The sequence below is a fragment of the Streptomyces sp. NPDC033177 genome (assembly GCF_055577715.1).
This window is the reverse complement of the sequence record NZ_JBVIPS010000018.1, coordinates 1-15,720: the sequence shown is the minus strand read 5'-3', so window position 1 is coordinate 15,720 and position 15,720 is coordinate 1. Positions and strand designations below refer to the sequence as shown.

Here is a 15,720-nt window from a genome sequence, read left to right as displayed (position 1 = left end):
ACCCCGGGGGGTGGGGGGGGGGGGGGGGGGGGGGGGGGGGGGGGGGGGGGGGGGGTGGTCCCCCCCCCCTCTTCCCCCCCCCCCCCCGCCTTCGTGCCGTGCCGATCAAGTGCGCCTACGGGCGGACGGTGAGCACCAGCTTCCCCGTGACGCGGCCCGTCTCACCCTCAGCGTGCGCCTTGGCGGCCTCGGAGAGCGGGTACGTCTGCGACACGTGGACCCGCAGCTGCCCGGACTCGGCGAGCGCGGCGACGGCCGTCATGCCCGCCTGGTCGTGCTCCACGAGCATGTCCGTGGCGCGTACGCCCAACTCCGCCGCACGCTCGGCCACTTCACCGAAGTTGCCGGGCAGGATCGACACCAGGATGCCGCCCGGCCGCAGCACCTCCAGGGAGCGCAGCCGGTCCTCGCCGCCCAGCGGATCGAGGACGACGTCGATGTCGCGGGCTTCCTTGACGAAGTCGGCGGTGCGGTAGTCGATGACCTCGTCCGCGCCCAGGCCGCGCACGAAGTCGTGCTTGGCCGCCGAGGCCGTGCCGATGACGTGGGCGCCGCGCGCCTTGGCGATCTGCACCGCCGCATGACCCACGCCGCCGGCCGCCGCGTGCACCAACACCCGCTGGCCCGGCTCTACTTGTGCGTTGTCGACCAGGGCCTGCCAGGCGGTCAGCGAGACCAGCGGCAGGGCGCCCGCCTCGACGTGGCTCAACCCCGCGGGCCTCGGCACGAAGGCGCGGGTGGGGCCGGTCACGTACTCGGCGTGCGAGCCGGCCCCGTACGGGTACGGGAGCATGCCGAACACCTCGTCGCCCGGCTCGAACAGTGAGACGCCGATGCCGACCGCCTCGACGACGCCCGACACGTCCCAGCCGAGCGTGAACGGCGGCTGTCCCAGGAACGCGCCGAACCTGCGGTGCTTCCAGTCGGTGGGGTTCACGCCCGCCGCGTGCACGGCGACGAGGATCTGGCCGACCCCGGGTTGGGGGCGAGCGACCTCGATCTCCTTGAGTACGTCGGGCTCGCCCAGGACGTCCTGGCTGATGGCCTTCATGGTCACGGTGTCGTTGGTCATGACTCCAGCGTGCGGCAAGGGCCTGACCTGGGCAATGGCAAGATTGCCATGAAGCGATAGAATCGTGCCATGGCTTCGATGGACTTCCTCCCCCGTCGACCGCACCGCGTGGTCGTGCTCGCCCTCGACGGCGTCTACCCCTTCGAGCTGGGCATCCCGAACAGGGTCTTCCCGATGGTCCCCGGGGCATACGAAGTGGTGACCTGCGCGGCGACGGACGACCGCACGGTGGCCACCGACGCCGATTTCAGCATCACCGTCGGGCATGGCCCCGAGACGCTGGCGAGCGCGGGCACGGTGGTGCTGCCGCCGTACGACCTGCGGCGCGTCACCGCCGAGCTGCCGGAGCCGGTGCGGCACGCACTCTCCCGGATCAGGCCGGGCACGCGGTTCGTCTCCATCTGCACGGGGGCGTTCACGCTCGCCGCGGCCGGGCTCCTCGACGGGCGGCCCGCGACCACGCACTGGGCGCTCGCGGACCATTTCCGGAAGATGTTCCCCGGCGTCGACCTGAACCCCGACGTGCTGTTCGTCGACGACGGCGACGTGCTCACCTCGGCGGGGGCCGCATCCGGGGTCGATGTGTGCCTGCACGTGGTGCGCTCCGATCACGGCAGCGCGGTCGCCAACCGGGTCGCCCGGCACTGTGTCGTACCCCCGTGGCGGGAGGGCGGCCAGGCGCAGTACATCGAGCAGCCGATCCCGGACGAGGGCGTCACCGGCACCGCCGCCACCCGCGCCTGGGCCCTGGAGCACCTCGACCGGCCGCTCGCCCTGCGGGAGCTGGCCGCGCACGCCCGGCTGAGTCCGCGCACCTTCGCCCGCCGCTTCCAGGAGGAGACGGGCACGAGCCCCGGCCGGTGGCTGATCCAGCAGCGGGTGCACCGGGCCCGGCATCTGCTGGAGTCCAGCGACCTGCCGGTCGACCGGATCGCGGCGGAGGTGGGCTTCGCCACCGGCACGTCGTTGCGACAGCACCTGCACGCGGCGATCGGAGTGTCGCCGCAGGTGTACCGCAAGACGTTCCAGGCGGGAGCCGTCACCGGCGGTGCATAGGCCGGCCCCGCAGGCAGGACGAGCAGACCCCCTCACTTGCCTCAGTTCTTGAGCCCCACGTCGTAGAAGAAGCGGTAGCGGTCAGGGTCGTCCGGCAGGAACCAGTGGAAGCCCTCCAACAGGAAGACCGCGACCAGGTTCACCGCGATCACCAGGGCGAGGAAGCCGAGCACGACCCGGCCCGCCATCCTGTGGACCTTTGAGACGGGCACCGTGGTGGCGGCCGTGGAGTGGGCGAAGGCCATCACGACGCCGATCGCCACCACCGAGGCCATGAAGAGGATCCAGGCCCACACGTACATGTGCAGCCCGAGGACGGGAGAGCCGTAGCCCTTGTCGCCCGGCAGGATGTGCAGCATCGTCTGCCGCCAGGACGTGAAGGCGCCGCACATCACGGCGACCAGAGCCAGGCCCCAGCCCGTCATGTAGTCGCGGCCCGTGATCGTGCCGGTCATGCCCCGGCGCACGATGTACGCCGCTCCCAGCGTGGCGAGCAGCATGAACATGCGCTGCACCATGCACAGCGGGCAGGGGTAGTCCCAGGAGATGAACTGGACGCCGAGCCCGCCGCAGACCACGCCGGTCCAGCCGACGGCGAAGAAGCAGGCGAACCAGTACTGGGCCCTGCCGAACACCTGGTAGCGCTCGGTGCCCGGCAGCGGGGTCGTCAGTGTGCTCATCAGTAGCTCAGCCCAAGGCCAAGGCCGCTGGTGATGTGGTGAGCGAGGAGAACGATCGTGAGCACGAGCACGATCCACCAGCCGACGAGCGTCATGGCCCGCGACCGCTCCCGGTGAAGCGCGTACAGGGTGGCCAGCAGGCCGCCGAAGATGAGGGTGTCCATGGCCGCGGAAGGTAGCCGGGGTGGTGGCCGGACGCCCGCAGGGTGGTGGGGACGCGCCACCGGGTCCACGGGAAGGGATCAACCCGCCTCCCGCGACGCTCATGCGGGGTGCGCCGCACGCCAGGCCGCCATGGAGAGGTTCCACTCCTCGCCGTCGAGCGCGGTGAGCGAGGCCGGGAACAGACCGTCCTCCTCCTTGGCGATGTGCCGGTGCAAGTCGTCGACGGCTTCGACGAGGGTGCGTACGTCGGCGGCATCCGACAGGTCGAGAGCGGGCAACAGAGCGGCCAGCCCGCGGTGTTCCAGCTCCAGGTTCGCGATGTAGTCCGCGTACTCGGGGTCCTTGCGCATCACCGCGAACAGACCGTTCTCCTCACCCCGCCAGTGCGTCTCCAGTTCGCGGGCCATGAGATCCACGAGTGTGCGCGCCCGGCTGTTTCTAGGCGAGACCCCGCCCTGACCCAGGGACGCCACGCGCAGGTAAGCTGCCCGCTCGCTGAAGTGGGACTAGGGGGAGCGATCATTCGCGGCGTGGTGGGGGTCAGGGGTATCAGGGGTAGGGGAGTGGCGGTCGGTTGCGTGCTGGCCGTTGTGTTCGGGGCCGCGGGGTGTGGGGCCGAGGCCGAGCCCGGTGCGTCTCGGGGGTCCGGCTCCGCCGGGGAGGGGGACCCGCCCAAGGGTTCCCTCACCTGGGAGTTCGAGCACATCGCCGACTTCAGTGGCGAGCTCTCCGATGTCGCTGTCCTGGACGAGGACGACATCTGGGCCGTGGGGAGCGAGAACAACGGGCAGGCCAACGCCCACCTGTTGCACTACGACGGTTCGAAGTGGAAGCGCGAACCCCTTCCCGAAGCTCTCGGTGACAGCGTCTACCCGCCGTCGCTCGAAGAGGTCGGAGGCGACGAGTTGTGGTTGCGGCCGCAGACCTCGGAGGATGCCTCGGCCGTGAGCCGCTGGGCGAAGTGGGACGGCAGTCGCTGGTCCGCGATGCCCAGCCCCCCGCCGGGCAACCCTGGGGAGCTCGAGGCCTCGGGCCCGGACGACATCTGGGCCCTCGGCGGCGAGCGGACCGCCCAGCACTGGGACGGCACCCGCTGGGTCGCGACCCGGCTGCCGTACGAAGCGTCCGACCTCGCCGTGGTGGGCCCGGACGACGTCTGGGCGGTCGGCAGCCGCTCGACCGGGCCCGGCACCCAGATGGAGAACGCCGGCGAGGAGTACAGCCAGCCCGCCTCGATGCACTGGGACGGCACCTCCTGGAATGCGGTGGAGACCCCGGAGTTCCGCTTCGAGGAGCCGATCCCGCCGGAGCCCGGCGCCGGCCTCAACCAGGTCTTCGCGCTCGACGGCGGTGAGGTGCGCGCGTACGGCGTCAACTCCTTCAACCACGGCGAGGTCGAGAACGAACCCGCGGAGCAGTTCATCCGGCTGCGCTGGGACGGATCGAACTCGAAGTGGGCCGAGCAGAAGGCCGCGCCCGGCGGATGCGAGCTGCGGACCCCGGTGGGTCAGGACGAGAAGGGCCTGTTCCTCGACGGCAACTGGTACATGACCGACGACGGCCGGTGCGTGAAGATCAAGCGCCACCGCCTCCCGCTGTCGACGGGAGCCCGCAAGGAGTCCAACCAGTCGCTGTGGCTGGAGGAGATCCACCGGGTGCCGGGCACCGACGAGTGGCTGGGCGCCGGGCACATTCAGGTCAACCAGTCGGGCGACCCTTTCGGCGCCCCCGTCGTCGTACGCCTCAAGCGAGCCGGCTGACCCGAGCGAGCGGCGTCGGCAGGGCTACGCGTCGGCCCCGTACGTCCCGTACTCCGGTCGTCCCGTGGCTTCGTAGATCTGAATCGCCAGACCACCCGGCGTCGTCTCGTTGCTCAGGAGCCGCAGACCCAGGGGTGCGCCCCCGTCCGGCAGCAGGCGGCGGCCGGTGCCCACGACCACGGGCGCGACGGCCAGACGCAGTTCGTCGACCAGACCGGCGGCCAGCAGGGACTGGCCGAGCCGACCGCTGCCGTGGATCTGCAGCTCGCGGCCGGGCTGCCGCTTCAACTCGGCGACCTGAGCGGGGATGTCGCCGGACAGGATCGTGGTCGGGTCCCACTCGGCCGTGGTCAGGCTGTGGGAGGCCACGTACTTCGGCAGCCCGTTCAAGATGGCGGCCGCCGGATGCTCGGTCATCTTCGGCCAGTCCCGCGCGAAGTTCAGATACGTACGGCGGCCGAACAGGAACGCGTCGGCCTGACCGAGCCACGTACCCGCAAGGCGTTCGAACTCCTCGTCGAGATGCGGCACGAACCAGCCGCCCCGGGTGAACCCGTCACTGGTGTCCTCGTCCGGCGCCCCCGGACCCTGGTAGACGCCGTCGAGCGACAGGAACTCCTGCAGTACCAACCTCATCGCGCACCACTTTCGTGACGGGGGGACCGGCCGTCCCTCTCACTCTTCAGACAGCGTGCCGCACGAGGACTCATCGGTCCGGATGACACCGATCTGATGTTCGCGGAGTTCACGCCCCCGTTTGACCTGCGATGGCGGGATCGGAGCGGCTTGATGCCTTACGCACGGTCCGTCCGGCGTGGCGCGCCCGCAAGCGGGGCCCCGCTTCCCTCCTGAGCTTCAAGGGCCATACTGGTCGGGCCCCGATCACTCACAGAACGACTTTATGGCCAAGAAAAGCAGCTCCTCGACCACCGTCCCCGACACCGCGTGGCTGGCGCGCGGGCGCCACCTCGGGCCCGAGCCCGAGCAGGACGTGCGGCGCAACCTGATCGCCCTCAAGGCGGCCGGGGTGCTCGACGACTTCCTGGACCTCGACCCCGTCGACGCGGCCCGCTCCACCGTCCTGCACCCGCGGGACGAGTCCGCCGACCCCGGCCCCTCGGCCCGCCGCCTCTTCGAGGCCCGCTGGCGGGTGGCCGACGATGTCACGGTGCGCGCGCAGCTGACCCTGTACGACCCCGAGAGCCGCCGCAAGGAAGGCGAGGGCGTCACCTGGGTCCTCGCGGCCGAGGCGGAGGGGGTGTGGGACATGCACTGGCCGTCGCCCGCCCTCATGTTCTGGCCGGACAGCGACCGGGTCGCCTGGGACCACGACACGGTGCCTGGCGTACGCCTGCGGACGGCGAACCACCTGCCGAAGGACGACGACGAGCTGCGCCACCGGCTGCGTGACTGCACCCGGCAGAGCTGGTTCATCCATCTCGTGGTGCATGAGGCGATGACGCCGGACGCCATCGGGGAGCGGCCACTCTCCGTGTTCCTGCCGCCGAGCCTGCGGCACCAAGTGGTCGAGCACCGGGGTACACCGGAGCAGGCGCAGATCGCCGACTTCGCGATGAAGCGGGAGCTGAGCGTGCGGATGCCGCGCGGCGGAGCCGTCGTGCTGCCCACGGTGCCGCCCACCCCGGACTACGACGCGGAGCGCTTCACGGTGCGCTCGGTGTTCCTGGACGGCTCGGAACCGACCGGACTCCTCGACAGGATCAAGGAGTTCGCCGCGCTGCCGCGACCGCTTAGCGCCGAGGCCGAGCATGCCCTGACCCGGCTGCGCCAAGGCTGGCACCTGCTCACCCCGGACGAGGAGCTGACCCACGCCCAGGGCATGGTCACCCGTTACGCCGAGGCCCTCGAGGCCATGACGACCTCCCGCGACCTGTACCAGCAGGCAGCCGAGGCGGCGCAGGCCGCGCTGGCCGAGTTGACCGGCGGCGACGGCGCGCCCCGGCCTTCCGCTCCGGGTCACGTCAAGGCGGACGGCTCACCGCTGAGCGCCCTGACAAAGGCGTTCGGCCGCTTCCGGGACCCGAACAAGTAGGCAGCGGCGACGTCGATCCTCGCGTCGGCAGGACCGTTAGGGTTCCCGCATGGCGACGCATGTGACGTATGCGGGCGGCGAGAAGGAGAGCCTGCTCGCCGGCCTCGACCGGCACCGTGACGCGGTGGTGTGGAAGCTGGATGGCCTCGACGACGCGGAGTTGCGGCGGCCCATGACGCCGTCGGGCACGCATCTGCTCGGCCTGGTCAAGCATCTCGCCGTCGTCGAGTACGGATGGTTCTGCGGGACGTTCGGTCGCGCGATGGAGCCCTTCCCCTTCGATCCCCAGGACGAAGGCGCGGATCTGCGGGTGGAGCCGCACGAGACCACCGCCGACATCGTGGCTTACTACGCCCGGGCGCGGGCCGCCGCCGACGAGGTGATCGCCGAGGTCGGCATCGAGGACCTGGGCACGACGCCCTTCGGTGCGAACCCCTCGTTGCGCTGGGTGCTCATCCACATGATCGAGGAGACGGCCCGGCACGCGGGCCACATGGACATCGTGCGCGAACTCATCGACGGCGCCACCGGCGATCACCCTGTCGGCTGACCCTGATCGCCGGAGGCGGGGCGACCTTCGCAACTGGGCGCAGAAGTGGCCGCTTTGGCGTAGCGATGCGCCAAGTGGGCGAAGGCGGCCTTGAGTTCACTCGGGCCGACGACCTCGATGTCGGCGTCGAACCTGCCGATGTCGGCGGCCAGACCGGCCCATGACCACGAGCCGAGGACGAGTCGGCAGCGGTCGGGGCCGAGTTCCTCGACGACCCCCTCGCGGCTGTAGCGGGACACCTCGGCCGCGGGCAGGTCCAGGATCACCTCGCCGCGGCAGGGCCAGTCGCCCGAGCCGTCGAAGCCCTGGAACTTGCCGGCGACGAAGGCGGCCACCTCGCCGCCGGGGACCTCGCGTGGCGTGAAGCGGGGGCCCGTGGGAGTGCGCGGGGTGATCCGGTCGGCGCGAAAGGTGCGCCAGTCCTCGCGGTCGAGGTCCCAGGCGACGAGATACCAGCGCGAGCCCCAGGTGACGAGGTGGTGGGGCTCCACCCGGCGAGGAGGGGGCCCGATGCGGTCGGCGCCGCTGGCTCCGGGCGGGGACACGGGGGCGTAGTCGAAACGCAGCACTTCGCTGGCGTGCACGGCGGCGCTGAGCGCCATGAGCACCTGGCCGGCCACCTGCGGGTTCGGCGGGACGGACGGCCGTTTGACGGCGGTCACCCGGAGGGCGTCGATGCGGCGGCGCAGCCGGGCGGGCATGACCTGGCGGACCGTGGTCAGCGCACGCGCCGCGGCCTCCTCGATGCCGGCGCCGGAGGTGGTGGCGATCTGGAGGGCCACGGCGAGGGCCACGGCCTGCTCGTCGTCGAACAGCAGCGGCGGCAACTCCGCGCCCGCGTCAAGGCGGTAACCCCCGTCGGGTCCCTTGAGGGCCACGACGGGGTAGCCGAGCTCGCGCAGGCGGTCGACATCACGGCGTACGGTGCGCGGGCTGATGCTCAGCCGCTCCGCGAGCAGCGCCCCCGGCCAGTCCCGCCGCGCCTGGAGCAGGGAGAGCAGAGAGAGCAGCCGCCCTGAGGTTTTCGGCATGTGTCCATGGTGCCCCGAGAAGCGGCCACAACCTGACCGCTTCTCTTGCGAAAGTCGTGCTTGCCAGACAACGAGCACGACCGACCGGAAGGCGCGACCACCGTGACCACCACGCCCAGCACCCCCATCACCCCGACCTCGACTCTCGACGCCGAGCGCGCCGACCTGCTTGCCGGACTCGCCGGCGCGCGATCGGCCCTGATCAGCACGGTGCGTGAGCTCAGCGACGAGCAGGCGAGCCGGCAGCCGACCGTCAGCGCGCTGTGCCTCGGCGGGCTCATCAAGCACGTCGCGTCCATCGAGGAGGGTTGGCTGCGCTTCGTCCTCGACGGCCCGTCGGCGCTGCGCTACGACCTGCCCGACGGTGTCACCTGGGAAGACCTCGCGGCCGGTACCGCCCGCGAATTCCCGCAGTGGGCGATCGACCACCAGAACGACTTCCGGATGCTGCCCGGCGAGACGCTGGCCGGGATCGTCGCGCGTTACGAGGAAGTCGCCGCCCGCAGCGAGGAGATCGTCGCCTCCGTACCCGACCTCTCGGTGACGCACCCGCTGCCGGAAGCCCCCTGGCACGAGCCGGGAGCCGTGCGCAGCGTGCGGGGCGTGCTGCTGCACGTCATCGCCGAGACCGCCCAGCACGCGGGCCACGCGGACATCCTCCGCGAGGCGCTCGACGGCCGGACGGCAAGCTGAGCAACGTGCGACGCACCGCACCGCGACCCAGGATGAAACCGACCGAAGGAAACGGCGTGACCGTCAAGACCCCTCCGCAGGAGGCCTCCGATGACCGTTCTTGACACCCGGGCGCTCAACCGCGCGACGCTCGCACGGCAGCTGCTGCTCGAGCGGGCCGAGGCACCGGCCCTCGACGCGGTCGCGCACCTCGGCGGCCTGCAGGCGCAGGAGCCGCAGGAGCCGTTCTTCGGCCTCTGGTCGCGGCTGCGGGCGTTCGACCCGGCGGAGCTCTCCGACCTCCTCGTACGGCGGCGCGTGGTGCGCACCCACCTCATGCGCCGCACGGTCCACCTCGTCACCGCCGACGACGCCCTGGCCTGGCGCGCCCGCCACGACACGATGCTGCGCCAACGGGTGCTCGGCGTCTACCGCGGCGAGCTCGAAGCGGTGGACCTCGACGAGCTCGCGGCAGCGGGCCGGTCGGTCATGGCCGACGGTGAGCCGCGCTCCATGACCCAGCTCGCGCGTGCCCTCGCCGAGCGCTGGCCGGAGCCGGGGCCGCGGGCGCTGGGGGAGATGCTGATGGCCGTCGTACCCATGGTGCAGTTGCCGCCGCGGGGTTTGTGGCGGACGAAGGCGGGGGTGCGCACCGTCCCGCTGTCGGCCTGGCTGCAGCGCGAGGTCGCCCCGCTGTCCCTGGACGGCTCCGACCCTGCGGGCCAGGCGCTGCTGCGCCGCTACCTGGCGGCCTACGGACCCGCCGCATCGGCCGACCTGCGCGCCTGGTGCGGTCTCACCGGATTGCCGGCAGCCGTGGCCGCGCTGCGCGAGGAGTTGATCACCTTCAGGGACGAGCGGGGCCGGGAGCTGCTCGACCTGCCCGAAGCGCCGCGCCCGGACCCCGAAACACCTGCCCCGGTGCGGTTCCTGCCCGCCTTCGACAACGCGATCCTCGGCTACCAGGACCGCACCCGCATCATCGACGACGCCCACCGGGGCCTTTCCGTGGCCGGAGCCCGCGTCGTCCTGGTGGACGGCCGGGTGGCCGCCACCTGGACCGTGGAGGAGGACACCGTGACGGTCGCCCCGCTGAACCGCTTCTCCCGCGCGGAGCGCACCGCGGTCACCGGGGAGGGCCAGGCGCTGGCGGCGTTCCTCTCCGACAACGCGAGCGACCGCGTACGCATCATGACGTCAGGCCCGCCGCAGTAGAGGAGGTGACGCGAACTCCTCGGTCACCAAAGGGTTCCTCAGTCACCGGAAAGTGCGTTCTTCCACGTCAGCCCTCACTCTCCTAGGTTTCTCAAGTAACCACCGGAGTGCGAGGACGAGTTGCCCCGGTGGCATCAGTTCCCCAGGTTCCAAGGACGAGGAGCGAGCACATCATGGCCATCACTCTGGTGAATCCCGACGGGTTGCCGAAGATCGACGCCTACCGGCAGGTGTCGGTCGCGACGGGGTCGAAGCTGGTGTTCCTCGCCGGTCAGGTCGCCTGGAACGCCGAGGGCGTCACGGTCGGCGAAGGCGACCTCGCCGCCCAGGTCGAGCAGTGCTACCTGAACGTCGCCACCGCCCTCGCCGGAGTCGGCGCCTCCTTCGACGACGTGGCCAAGCTGACGGTGTACGTCGTCGACTGGACCCCCGACAAGATGCCCCTCTTCCTGGAGGGGGCGGCAAGGGCCGCCGCGAAGTTGGGGGTCACGCCGGTGCCGCCGGGCACGTTGATCGGCGTGGCGGCCCTGGACGTCCCCGACCACCTGGTGGAGGTCGAGGCCACCGCGGTCATCGACTGAACCGTCGGCTGAACTAGGGTGATTGCCGGGAGTTCCCAGTGAAGGGAAAAGCTGTTGACGACGTTCCGGCAGCACATGACGGAGATGGCGGCGCGCGCCCTTGCGGAGTTTCCGCAGGAGTTGACCGCCGAGATCTACGCGGTCACGTTCCGGATCGACAGCGTTGACCAGGACCCGAGGTTCCCGTACCTGGCGATCGGCTACAACACCGAGGCCGACGTGGCCCGGGAGTTCGCCCAGGGGGGCGGGACGGAGCCGTGGGAGAGCCGCTGGCACTACGCCTATTTCGCGCCCTCGGGGCTGGACGGCATCCGCGTCATCGGCCACGATCCCGCACACGATCCGGTCGGCGTCGAGCTGCACCGGGCTGAGGCGGTGGCCCAGGACCTCTGGTACGAGGGCGAGGACGAAGATGACGACGAAGGCGAGGACGGCCTCTCCGAGCAGGAGGAGGACGAGCGCGGCGAGGCGCTCGCCGAACAGTTCCACGAGCTCTGCGTCGACCTCGCGCGCGGCCTCCACGCCGATGGACGGATCGTCGGCGTCCTCGGGAGGCCCGTGCCCGTGATCCTCTACGACATGTTCGACCGCGACGCGATGTTCGCCCTGACCCGTGCCGCGAACCCGCCCGAGCTGGTCACGGAGTTCCTGAGCGAGGACCCGCAGGGGTAGCCGCGACCGGCCGCAGCCAGAGGGCCGTCAGGGGTGGGAGCGTCAGGCTGATGGACGCGGCGTAGCCATGGCCCGCGAGGGGTTCCCGCGGAAGCGGGGCGTTCTCGATTCCGCTGCCGCCGTAGCGTGACGCGTCGGTGTTGAGCATCTCCTCCCACGCCTCGCCCGCCTCGGGGGGTACGCCGAGCCGGTAGTCGTGGCGCACCACCGGCGAGAAGTTGAAGACGGCCAGCAGCGGGCTGCCGTCGGAGGCGTGGCGCAGGAAGGCGAAGACATTGTCCTCGGCGGCGTCGGTGGTGATCCAGCTGAAGCCGGACGGGGAGGTGTCCTGTTCCCACAGGGACGGTGCCGTGACGTAGTGGTGGTTCAGGTCGGCCACGAGATGCTGGATCGCGCGGTGTTCCAGGTGGGCGGGGTTGTTCTCCTCCAGCACCCACCACTGGGGACCCTCGGCCTCCGACCACTCGGCGCCCTGGGCGAACTCCTGCCCCATGAACAGGAGTTGCTTGCCCGGGTGCGCCCACATGTAGGCCAGGTAGGCGCGGTGGTTGGCGCGCTGCTGCCACCAGTCGCCGGGCATCTTCGACACCAGCGCCTGCTTGCCGTGCACGACCTCGTCGTGCGAGAGCGGCAGGACGTAGTTCTCGCTGTAGGCGTACACCATCGAGAACGTCATCTCGTCGTGGTGGTACTTGCGGTGCACGGGTTCATGGGCGATGTAGGCCAGGGAGTCATGGGACCAGCCCATGTTCCACTTGAGCCCGAAGCCCAGGCCCCCCAGACCGGCCGCCGAGGGATGGTCCGTGGACCGCGTGACCCCGTCCCACGCGGTGGACTCCTCGGCGATGGTGACGACGCCCGGACAGCGGCGGTAGACGGTGGCGTTCATCTCCTGGAGGAAGGCCACCGCGTCCAGGTTCTCGCGTCCGCCGTGGGCGTTGGGTGACCAGCCACCCTCCTCGCGCGAGTAGTCCAGGTACAGCATGGAGGCGACGGCGTCGACGCGCAGGCCGTCGATGTGGAACTCCTGACACCAGTAAGTGGCGTTGGCGACAAGGAAGTTGCGCACCTCCTTGCGGCCGTAGTCGAAGACGAGGGTGCCCCAGTCGGGGTGCTCGGCCTGCCGAGGATCCTGCGGCTCGTACAAGGGCTGGCCGTCGAACGCGGCCAGCGCCCACTCGTCGCGGGGGAAGTGGCCGGGGACCCAGTCCAGGAGGACGCCGATCCCCGCCTGGTGCAACGTGTCGACGAGGTACTTGAAGTCGTCGGGCGTGCCGAGGCGTGCCGTGGGGGCGTAGAAGCCGGTGACCTGATAGCCCCACGAGCCGCCGAAGGGGTGCTCGGCCACGGGCATCAGCTCGACGTGGGTGAAGCCCAACATCCGTACGTAGTCGGTGAGTTCCACCGCCAGCTCGCGGTAGGTGGCGCCAGGGCTCCACGAGCCGAGGTGGACCTCGTACACGGACATGGGAGCCGCGTGGACCGGGCGGTCGGCCCGGTGCTTCATCCAGTGGGCGTCGCCCCACACGTGGTGGCTGCTTGTCACCACGGAGGCCGTCGCCGGAGGTGTCTGTGTGTGGCGCGCCATCGGGTCGGCGCGCTGTGTCCGGGAGCCGTCGGCCCGGGTGATCTCGAATTTGTACATCGCCCCTTCACCCAGGCCGGGCACGAAGAGTTCCCAGATGCCCGATGACCCGAGGGACCGCATGGGCAGAGAGGTGCCGTCCCAGTGATTGAAGTCGCCGCAGACGCGCACCCCGCTCGCGTTCGGGGCCCAGACGGCGAAGCGTGTGCCTTGGACTCCCTGGAACTCACCCATGTGTGCGCCGAGCGCCGTCCAGAGCTCCTCGTGGCGGCCCTCGGAGATGAGATGCAGGTCCAGCTCGCCCAGGGTGGGGAGGAATCCGTAGGGGTCCTCCGCCTCCAGGACGGCCTCTGGGTAGCGCACCCGCAGCTTGTAGGGGGCGGCCGGCTGCACCGGGATGCCGCCCGAGAACAGGCCGTCCCCTTCGTCGTGCAACTCCCAGACCACGCCGTCAAGGACCGCACATACCGCCTGCGCGCCGGGGCGCAGGCAGCGCAGGTGTACGCCGTGGGGGACGGGATGCGCACCCAGGACCGCGTGCGGGTCGTGATGCGCGCCGCGCAGCAGCCGGGCCCGGTCGTCGGCGGCCAGTGGGGGCAGCGCGCATGCTCCGCGGACGGCTGCGGCGGCGGTTGCGGCTGGGGACACCTCGGTGACGGCCATATGTACTGCTCCTCGAACCCGACGGACGAACCGTGGCGGGCGATCAGTGGTGACGGGCGAGCCGGGCGACGGCCCGGAGGGGGACGGTGATCCAGTCGGGGCGGTGCGTCGCCTCGTAGAGAACCTCGTAGACGGCCCGGTCCGCCTCGTGCGCGTGCAGCAGCACCGGGATGTCCTGCGGATCGAAGAGGCCCGTCGCGCCGTATCCGTCGCAGAACGCGGTGCGACAGCGCGCGGCCCACTCCGGGCGGGCCGCCTTCTCGACGTGGGCGGCGTAGTCGAAGGAGCGCAGCATGCCGGCGATGTCGTGGATGGGGGAGCGATCGGCGCGCCGCTCTGCCAGGGGCTTGGCGGGCTCGCCCTCGAAGTCGACGACATGCCACCGCCCGTCGGCCTGCAGCACCTGCCCCAGATGGAGGTCGCCGTGGATGCGCTGCAGGTGCAGACCACCGTCCGTAGCGGCGAGTTTGATGAAGATCTCCCGCAGGCCCGACACGTGCGAGCGCAGGGCCGGCACACTGGCCGCCGCCTGCAGAAGCCGGTGGGTCATCTGGTCGGCAAGACGCGTGTGGTGGTCCGCGGTGGGCTCGGCCACCGGGAACGACTCGGCGAGCGCCACGTGCAACTCGCCTGTCAGACAGCCCAGTTCGTGGGCCTGGTCGGAGAAGTCGCAGTGGGCGACGGCCGATTGCATGGCCAGGGTCCAGCCGTCCGTCGCGCCGGGCAGGAAGCGCTGCACGACGCCCAAGGTGCCCCAGAAGGGCTGGGAGGTGTGGAACCAGGCGACGGGCTCCGGAACCCGGGTGTATCCGTGCCGGGCGAGCACCCCTGGAATCTCCAGGTCGGGGTTGATGCCGGGCTGGATGCGACGGAACAGCTTCAGGATGATCTCGTCGCCGTACACGATGGACGTGTTCGACTGCTCGACGTCCAGGACGCGCGGCATGAGACCCGCCGGGACCGCCGAGCGGGGGAACGACTCGAAGCGCAGGTCCCCCATGACGCCGCCGCGCCGGATGCGGTCGAGGAGCAGGATCGTGGCTCGCGGGTCGTAGAGCGCGTCGTAGACCCACAGATCCTGTCCCCGGGAGCCTTCCATCCGGCCCAGGAGGCAGCCCTTGAGGCGCGGCGGCAGGTCGGTGACGGCGCCGAGCAGCAGTTGGTAACAGGCGGTGTCCTGCGGGAGTCCGGTCTGTTCGACCCGCACCAGCAGGTGAAAGACGTCGGGGGTCAGCTCCGTCGCGGCCGTCACGGAGACGCCGGTGACGGCACGCTCCCGGTGGGCGAACCATCTTTGCCGTGGCAGCCAGCGACTCAGCAGGGTCGCCAGCGTGGGGCCGGCGAGGGGGTGAGGCTTGGTGCCGTACGACAGCAGCAGGGGCGAAGACATGACGTCACGTCCGATCACTTTGTGGAACGCACGGTCCTAGGCGCTCTTTCGCAGAGTCGGAACCAGTAGGAGCCGTGCCCGGCGAGGGTCAGGAGATAGGGAAGTTCGCCGATGGCGGGGAAGCGGACGCCGCCCATGAGCTCGACGGGGCTGCGGCCGTCGTAGGCCCGCAGGTCGAGCTCGGTGGGCTGCGCGAAGCGGGAGAAGTTGTGCACGCACAGGACCAGGTCGTCCTTGTATTCACGCAGGAAGGCGAGGACGGCGGCGTTGGAGGAGGCGAGCTCGATGTACGAGCCGAGTCCGAAGGCGGGGTTCTGTTTGCGGATCTCGATCATCCTGCGGGTCCAGTGCAGGAGGGAGGAGGGGGATGACATGGAGGCTTCGACGTTGGTGACCTGGTAGCCGTAGACGGGGTCCATGATCGCGGGGAGGTAGAGGCGTCCCGGGTCGCAGGAGGAGAAGCCCGCGTTGCGGTCGGGTGTCCATTGCATGGGGGTGCGGACGGCGTCGCGGTCGCCGAGCCAGATGTTGTCGCCCATGCCGATCTCGTCGCCGTAGTAGAGGATCGGCGATCC

Annotated in this window: 17 protein-coding genes; 8 read left to right on the top strand and 9 right to left on the bottom strand. The window is 70.7% G+C overall.

Features of this window, described 5'->3' with window-relative positions; translation table 11 throughout:
* Positions 1 to 115 precede the first annotated feature (115 nt).
* Positions 116 to 1,072: an NADP-dependent oxidoreductase gene (locus tag ACZ5U5_RS39645; RefSeq protein WP_469031490.1), complete on the bottom strand. Its 957-nt coding sequence runs from the start codon at positions 1,070 to 1,072 to the stop codon at positions 116 to 118.
* A gap of 69 nt (positions 1,073 to 1,141) precedes the next feature.
* Between ACZ5U5_RS39645 and ACZ5U5_RS39640 the strand changes: the two genes are divergently transcribed.
* Positions 1,142 to 2,128 carry a GlxA family transcriptional regulator gene (locus ACZ5U5_RS39640; protein WP_469031488.1) on the top strand — a complete coding sequence of 329 codons (987 nt, stop codon included), beginning with the start codon at positions 1,142 to 1,144 and terminating at the stop codon, positions 2,126 to 2,128.
* A gap of 41 nt (positions 2,129 to 2,169) precedes the next feature.
* Here the strand turns inward: ACZ5U5_RS39640 and ACZ5U5_RS39635 are convergent, their stop codons facing one another.
* The 3 genes from ACZ5U5_RS39635 to ACZ5U5_RS39625 form a co-directional block, all read right to left on the bottom strand.
* Complete coding sequence (locus tag ACZ5U5_RS39635) at positions 2,170 to 2,808, bottom strand: disulfide bond formation protein B (RefSeq protein ID WP_469031487.1); 639 nt, start codon at positions 2,806 to 2,808, stop codon at positions 2,170 to 2,172.
* Entirely contained in the window at positions 2,808 to 2,972 is a 165-nt protein-coding gene (locus ACZ5U5_RS39630) for a DUF5993 family protein (protein ID WP_469031485.1), read from the bottom strand. The genes ACZ5U5_RS39635 and ACZ5U5_RS39630 overlap by 1 nt, the downstream gene beginning before the upstream one ends.
* A 99-nt stretch (positions 2,973 to 3,071) precedes the next feature.
* On the bottom strand, positions 3,072 to 3,446 hold the full coding sequence (locus tag ACZ5U5_RS39625) for a hemerythrin domain-containing protein (RefSeq protein WP_469031483.1): 375 nt from the start codon (positions 3,444 to 3,446) through the stop codon (positions 3,072 to 3,074).
* A 105-nt stretch (positions 3,447 to 3,551) separates the two neighbouring features.
* Here ACZ5U5_RS39625 and ACZ5U5_RS39620 point away from each other — a divergent pair, with 105 nt between their 5' ends.
* Positions 3,552 to 4,733, top strand: a complete 1,182-nt coding sequence (locus ACZ5U5_RS39620; protein ID WP_469031481.1) for a hypothetical protein — start codon at positions 3,552 to 3,554, stop codon at positions 4,731 to 4,733.
* 24 nt (positions 4,734 to 4,757) lie between these two features.
* On the opposite strand, the gene ACZ5U5_RS39615 is transcribed toward ACZ5U5_RS39620, so the two are convergent.
* Positions 4,758 to 5,369: a dihydrofolate reductase family protein gene (locus ACZ5U5_RS39615; protein ID WP_469031480.1), complete on the bottom strand. Its 612-nt coding sequence runs from the start codon at positions 5,367 to 5,369 to the stop codon at positions 4,758 to 4,760.
* Positions 5,370 to 5,634: 265 nt separating this feature from the next.
* Here ACZ5U5_RS39615 and ACZ5U5_RS39610 point away from each other — a divergent pair, with 265 nt between their 5' ends.
* Together ACZ5U5_RS39610 and ACZ5U5_RS39605 are read left to right on the top strand one after the other, a co-directional pair.
* Positions 5,635 to 6,786, top strand: coding sequence for a hypothetical protein (locus ACZ5U5_RS39610; RefSeq protein WP_469031478.1), 1,152 nt, complete (start codon positions 5,635 to 5,637; stop codon positions 6,784 to 6,786).
* 49 nt (positions 6,787 to 6,835) lie between these two features.
* Positions 6,836 to 7,336 carry a DinB family protein gene (locus tag ACZ5U5_RS39605; RefSeq protein WP_469031476.1) on the top strand — a complete coding sequence of 167 codons (501 nt, stop codon included), beginning with the start codon at positions 6,836 to 6,838 and terminating at the stop codon, positions 7,334 to 7,336.
* On the opposite strand, the gene ACZ5U5_RS39600 is transcribed toward ACZ5U5_RS39605, so the two are convergent.
* A complete protein-coding gene (locus ACZ5U5_RS39600; RefSeq protein ID WP_469031474.1) occupies positions 7,321 to 8,367 on the bottom strand; it encodes a helix-turn-helix transcriptional regulator in 1,047 nt (348 codons plus the stop codon). The two genes, ACZ5U5_RS39605 and ACZ5U5_RS39600, sit on opposite strands and share 16 nt — an antisense overlap.
* A 102-nt stretch (positions 8,368 to 8,469) precedes the next feature.
* On the opposite strand from ACZ5U5_RS39600, the gene ACZ5U5_RS39595 reads away from it, so the two are divergent.
* From ACZ5U5_RS39595 to ACZ5U5_RS39580, 4 genes are all read left to right on the top strand, one after another.
* The gene (locus ACZ5U5_RS39595; protein ID WP_469031472.1) at positions 8,470 to 9,060 is read left to right on the top strand and encodes a DinB family protein; all 591 of its coding nucleotides are present in this window, start codon (positions 8,470 to 8,472) and stop codon (positions 9,058 to 9,060) included.
* Between the two features lie 90 nt (positions 9,061 to 9,150).
* Positions 9,151 to 10,254 (top strand): winged helix DNA-binding domain-containing protein, encoded by a 1,104-nt coding sequence (locus ACZ5U5_RS39590; RefSeq protein WP_469031470.1) that lies wholly within the window; start codon positions 9,151 to 9,153, stop codon positions 10,252 to 10,254.
* A 173-nt stretch (positions 10,255 to 10,427) separates the two neighbouring features.
* On the top strand, positions 10,428 to 10,835 hold the full coding sequence (locus ACZ5U5_RS39585) for a RidA family protein (protein ID WP_469031469.1): 408 nt from the start codon (positions 10,428 to 10,430) through the stop codon (positions 10,833 to 10,835).
* 54 nt (positions 10,836 to 10,889) lie between these two features.
* Complete coding sequence (locus ACZ5U5_RS39580; protein WP_469031467.1) at positions 10,890 to 11,507, top strand: hypothetical protein; 618 nt, start codon at positions 10,890 to 10,892, stop codon at positions 11,505 to 11,507.
* On the opposite strand, the gene glgB is transcribed toward ACZ5U5_RS39580, so the two are convergent.
* From glgB to ACZ5U5_RS39565, 3 genes are all read right to left on the bottom strand, one after another.
* A complete protein-coding gene (gene glgB / locus ACZ5U5_RS39575) occupies positions 11,473 to 13,755 on the bottom strand; it encodes a 1,4-alpha-glucan branching protein GlgB (protein ID WP_469031466.1) in 2,283 nt (760 codons plus the stop codon). The two genes, ACZ5U5_RS39580 and glgB, sit on opposite strands and share 35 nt — an antisense overlap.
* Positions 13,756 to 13,798: 43 nt before the next feature.
* Positions 13,799 to 15,145, bottom strand: a complete 1,347-nt coding sequence (locus tag ACZ5U5_RS39570; RefSeq protein WP_469031464.1) for a maltokinase N-terminal cap-like domain-containing protein — start codon at positions 15,143 to 15,145, stop codon at positions 13,799 to 13,801.
* Positions 15,146 to 15,159: 14 nt separating this feature from the next.
* On the bottom strand, positions 15,160 to 15,720 hold a 561-nt coding region (locus tag ACZ5U5_RS39565; protein ID WP_469031462.1), incomplete at its 5' end, for an alpha-glucosidase C-terminal domain-containing protein.

Coding starts and splice junctions, on each gene's coding strand:
- ACZ5U5_RS39585 (WP_469031469.1), top strand. CDS start 10,428: ATGGCCATCACTCTGGTGAATCCCGACGGGTTGCCGAAGATCGACGCC.
- ACZ5U5_RS39645 (WP_469031490.1), bottom strand. CDS start 1,072: ATGACCAACGACACCGTGACCATGAAGGCCATCAGCCAGGACGTCCTG.
- ACZ5U5_RS39590 (WP_469031470.1), top strand. CDS start 9,151: ATGACCGTTCTTGACACCCGGGCGCTCAACCGCGCGACGCTCGCACGG.
- ACZ5U5_RS39635 (WP_469031487.1), bottom strand. CDS start 2,808: ATGAGCACACTGACGACCCCGCTGCCGGGCACCGAGCGCTACCAGGTG.
- ACZ5U5_RS39570 (WP_469031464.1), bottom strand. CDS start 15,145: ATGTCTTCGCCCCTGCTGCTGTCGTACGGCACCAAGCCTCACCCCCTC.
- ACZ5U5_RS39640 (WP_469031488.1), top strand. CDS start 1,142: ATGGCTTCGATGGACTTCCTCCCCCGTCGACCGCACCGCGTGGTCGTG.
- ACZ5U5_RS39615 (WP_469031480.1), bottom strand. CDS start 5,369: ATGAGGTTGGTACTGCAGGAGTTCCTGTCGCTCGACGGCGTCTACCAG.
- ACZ5U5_RS39610 (WP_469031478.1), top strand. CDS start 5,635: ATGGCCAAGAAAAGCAGCTCCTCGACCACCGTCCCCGACACCGCGTGG.
- ACZ5U5_RS39630 (WP_469031485.1), bottom strand. CDS start 2,972: ATGGACACCCTCATCTTCGGCGGCCTGCTGGCCACCCTGTACGCGCTT.
- glgB (WP_469031466.1), bottom strand. CDS start 13,755: ATGGCCGTCACCGAGGTGTCCCCAGCCGCAACCGCCGCCGCAGCCGTC.
- ACZ5U5_RS39600 (WP_469031474.1), bottom strand. CDS start 8,367: ATGCCGAAAACCTCAGGGCGGCTGCTCTCTCTGCTCTCCCTGCTCCAG.
- ACZ5U5_RS39605 (WP_469031476.1), top strand. CDS start 6,836: ATGGCGACGCATGTGACGTATGCGGGCGGCGAGAAGGAGAGCCTGCTC.